Source organism: Brevirhabdus sp., assembly GCF_052826345.1.
In genome coordinates this window covers 1-3,688 of sequence record NZ_JBRBUA010000024.1, presented here as the reverse complement: position 1 = coordinate 3,688, position 3,688 = coordinate 1, and the positions used below count along the sequence as shown (strand labels likewise).

Sequence of the window (3,688 nt, the reverse complement as noted above, 5' to 3'; positions counted from 1 at the left end):
GAACTCGCGCCCCGTCGACTTGGCGATGGACTTGCCGAGCGAGGTCTTGCCGACGCCGGGAGGACCGACGAGGCACAGGATCGGCCCCTTGAGCTTGTTGGCGCGCTTCTGCACGGCCAGATACTCGACGATCCGCTCCTTGACCTTCTCGAGACCGTAGTGGTCGTCGTCGAGCACCTTCTGCGCCCGGCCCAGATCCTTCTTGACGCGCGACTTGACGCCCCACGGGATGGCCAGCATCCAGTCGAGGTAGTTGCGCACCACCGTCGCCTCTGCCGACATCGGCGACATCGACTTCAGCTTCTTCAGCTCGGCCTCGGCCTTCTCGCGCGCCTCTTTCGACAGCTTGGTTTCCGCGACGCGGTTTTCCAGCTCGGCGACCTCGTTCTGGCCGTCCTCGCCGTCGCCCAGCTCCTTCTGAATGGCCTTCATCTGCTCATTCAGGTAATATTCGCGCTGGGTGCGCTCCATCTGGCTCTTGACGCGCGTCTTGATCTTCTTCTCGACCTTCAGCACGCTCATCTCGCCCTGCATCAGGCCGAAGACCTTTTCCAGCCGCTCGGCCACGGAAAGCGTTTCCAGAAGCTCCTGCTTCTGGTTCACCTCGATGCCCAGATGCCCCGACACCAGGTCGACCAGGCGGTTGGGCTCGCGCGTGTCGGAAACCGTCGACATGGCCTCTTCGGGGACGTTCTTCTTGATCTTGGCGTAGCGTTCGAACTCCTCACCGACGGAACGTACCAGCGCCTCGACGGTGTCCTCGTCGCCAAGCTCCTCCTCGAGCGCCTCGGCGTGGCCCTCGAAGAACTGGTCGTTGTCGACATAATCGGTGATCCGCACGCGGTGGCGCCCCTCTACCAGCACCTTGACGGTGCCGTCGGGCAGTTTCAGCAATTGCAGCACATTGGCCAGCACGCCGACGCGGTAGATCCCGTCCTGCGTGGGATCGTCGACCGAGGGGTCGATCTGGCTGGACAGGAGGATCTGCTTGTCGTCCTGCATCACCTCTTCCAGCGCGCGGACGGATTTCTCGCGGCCCACGAACAGCGGTACGATCATGTGCGGAAAGACGACGATGTCGCGCAGCGGCAGGATCGGAAAGGATTGATTGAGTTGCTCAGGCATCTTGCGTCCTTATCTTTATTGGCAGGACGGAGCGGCCCCGCGTAGCGGCAACCTGTTCCATCCCCGTTTGACCATGGAAATGGGCGCGGCGGGGCCGGCTTTCAATCGCAAGGCTCATTTTCGTTCCCCCGACAATGCCCCTGCCGATGCGGATGGGCAATACGTGCCCCCGCGAAATTCCACGGCACGTTTCCCTTATGCCGCATTACCGCCCGAACGGTGCCGTTTCGGAAGGCGCGGCGCGATATCGGAACCGCGCCCCGTCCTGGCCCGAGAGCGGCGGCCTGCGATCGGCACCTGAGATCGGCGCACCCCGGCCTCCCGGCGGCAGGAGGACGCGGCGGGCGGGATTGCGAGTATTTGGGCCGAGAAGAAGCGCCTTTCGCCTCACAGCGGATCGATGTCGCCCTGCGCGCGGGCGGCGGCGAAATCCTGTCGGAAACGCGCGAAGCGGCCTGCCGCGATGGCGTCGCGCATGCCCTGCATCAGCTCCTGGAAGTAGTGCAGGTTATGCCACGTCAGCAGCATCCCCGAGATCATCTCGCCCGCGCGGAAGACGTGATGCAGGTAGGCGCGCGAATAGCTGCGGCAGGCGGGGCATGTGCAAGCCTCGTCCAACGGGCGCGGATCGTCCTGGTGGCGGGCGTTCTTGATGTTGAGCGCGCCGTGGCGGGTGAAGACCTGGCCCGTCCGCCCCGACCGCGAGGGCAGCACGCAATCCATCATGTCGATGCCGCGCGCGACCGCGCCCACGATGTCGTCGGGCTTGCCCACCCCCATCAGATAGCGCGGGCGGTCCTCGGGCAGCATGTCGGGCGCGTAGTCGAGCACCTCGAACATGGTCTTCTGCCCCTCGCCCACCGCGAGCCCGCCGACCGCATAGCCGTCGAAGCCGATGCCGCGCAGCGCCTCGGCCGATTCCGCGCGCAGGTCGCGCTCCGTTCCGCCCTGCTGAATGCCGAAGAGCGCGTGCCCCGGCCGGTCGCCGAAGGCGTCGCGCGAGCGCTGCGCCCAGCGCATCGACAGCGCCATGCTTTCGGCCACGCGGTCTTTCGGGGCGGGCAGCGCGGGGCATTCGTCGAAGCACATCACGATATCGCTGCCCAGCAAACGCTGGATCTCCATCGAGCGTTCGGGCGTCAGCTCGTGCTTTGATCCGTCGATGTGGCTGCGAAAGGTCACGCCGCGTTCGGTCAGCTTGCGCAGCTCGGCCAGGCTCATCACCTGGAACCCGCCCGAGTCTGTCAGGATCGGCCTGTCCCAATTCATGAACTTGTGCAGACCGCCCAGACGCGCGATACGCTCCGCCGTCGGGCGCAGCATCAGATGATAGGTGTTGCCCAGCAGAATATCCGCGCCGGTGGCGCGAACGGAATCGGGCAGCATCGCCTTGACCGTCGCGGCCGTGCCGACGGGCATGAACGCGGGCGTGCGGATCTCGCCGCGCGGCGTTGAAATCAGTCCGGTGCGGGCCTTTGCATCCCGGCCGGTCACTTTGAAGTCGAACGAAGACGACATATGCTAACCCTCTTAACGCGCGGCGCTCTTGTCGGGCGATTCCCGCAAAAAGCCAAGGAACATCGCATGCAGGACGGCCCCGCGCCCTTCAACGAAAAAATCACCCTCGGCTGGGAGGAGTGGGTCGCGCTGCCGAAACTCGGGCTGCCCGCGCTCAAGGCGAAGGTCGACACCGGCGCGCGCACCTCGGCGCTGCATGCCTTCGAGATAGAGCCCTTCGGCCCGGCGGCGAAACCCAAGGTGCGGTTTTCCGTCCATCCGGTGCCGGGGCGGTCGGATCTGGTGATCCCCTGCTCGGCCGAGCTGATCGACCGGCGCGAGGTCACCAGCTCCAACGGGGAGAGCGAATGGCGCTATGTCATCTCCACCATGTTGAATGTAGGCGGTCGGCACTGGCCGATCGAGCTGACGCTGACCGACCGGGGCAGCATGGCCTACCGGATGCTGCTGGGCCGTCAGGCGCTGTCGGACGAGGTGGTCGTCAGCCCCAACGACAGCTTCTGCCAGCCGGAACTGAACTACGAGGTCTATAAATCCACGCAGAAGCTGCGCAAGGCCGCGCCCAACCGCGCGCTGCGCATCGCGGTGCTCAGCCGCGAGGACAATTATTCCACCCGCCGCATCGTCGAGGAAGGCGAGCGGCGCGGCCATGTGATCGAGGTGATCGACACCACCCGCATCTACATGGCGATCAACGCGCTGGCGCCCGAGCTGCATTACGATGGCGCGCGGCTGCCGCGCTTCGACGCGGTGATCCCGCGCATCGGCGCGTCGATCACGCCCTACGGCTGTGCGGTGATCCGCCAGTTCGAAACCCTGGGCACCTATTGCGTGAACGGCTCCGTCGGCATCACCGCCAGCCGCGACAAGCTGCACGCCCATCAGGTGCTGGCGCGCCACAAGATCGGTATGCCCACCACCGCCTTTGCCGCCTCGCCCAAGGATACCGACAATCTGATCGGGGTGGTGGGCACTGCACCGCTGATCGTCAAGCTGCTGGAATCGACCCAGGGCAAGGGCGTCGTGCTGGCCGAGACGAAAAAGG

At 65.4% G+C, this 3,688-nt stretch carries 3 protein-coding genes; 1 reads left to right on the top strand and 2 read right to left on the bottom strand.

From position 1 onward, the window contains the following. Positions 1 to 1,125: LON peptidase substrate-binding domain-containing protein (locus ACU0BR_RS04010; protein WP_446155558.1), on the bottom strand; the 1,125-nt coding region annotated here is incomplete at its 3' end. Between the two features lie 387 nt (positions 1,126 to 1,512). Next, a complete protein-coding gene (gene tgt / locus ACU0BR_RS04005; RefSeq protein ID WP_446155557.1) occupies positions 1,513 to 2,643 on the bottom strand; it encodes a tRNA guanosine(34) transglycosylase Tgt in 1,131 nt (376 codons plus the stop codon). 66 nt (positions 2,644 to 2,709) lie between these two features. Here tgt and ACU0BR_RS04000 point away from each other — a divergent pair. Next, positions 2,710 to 3,688 (top strand): putative ATP-dependent zinc protease (locus tag ACU0BR_RS04000; RefSeq protein WP_446155556.1); only part of this gene is annotated, 979 nt, incomplete at its 3' end.

What these genes read in the sequence shown, in the direction of transcription:
- tgt (WP_446155557.1), bottom strand. Translation starts at nt 2,643, where the DNA reads ATGTCGTCTTCGTTCGACTTCAAAGTGACCGGCCGGGATGCAAAGGCC.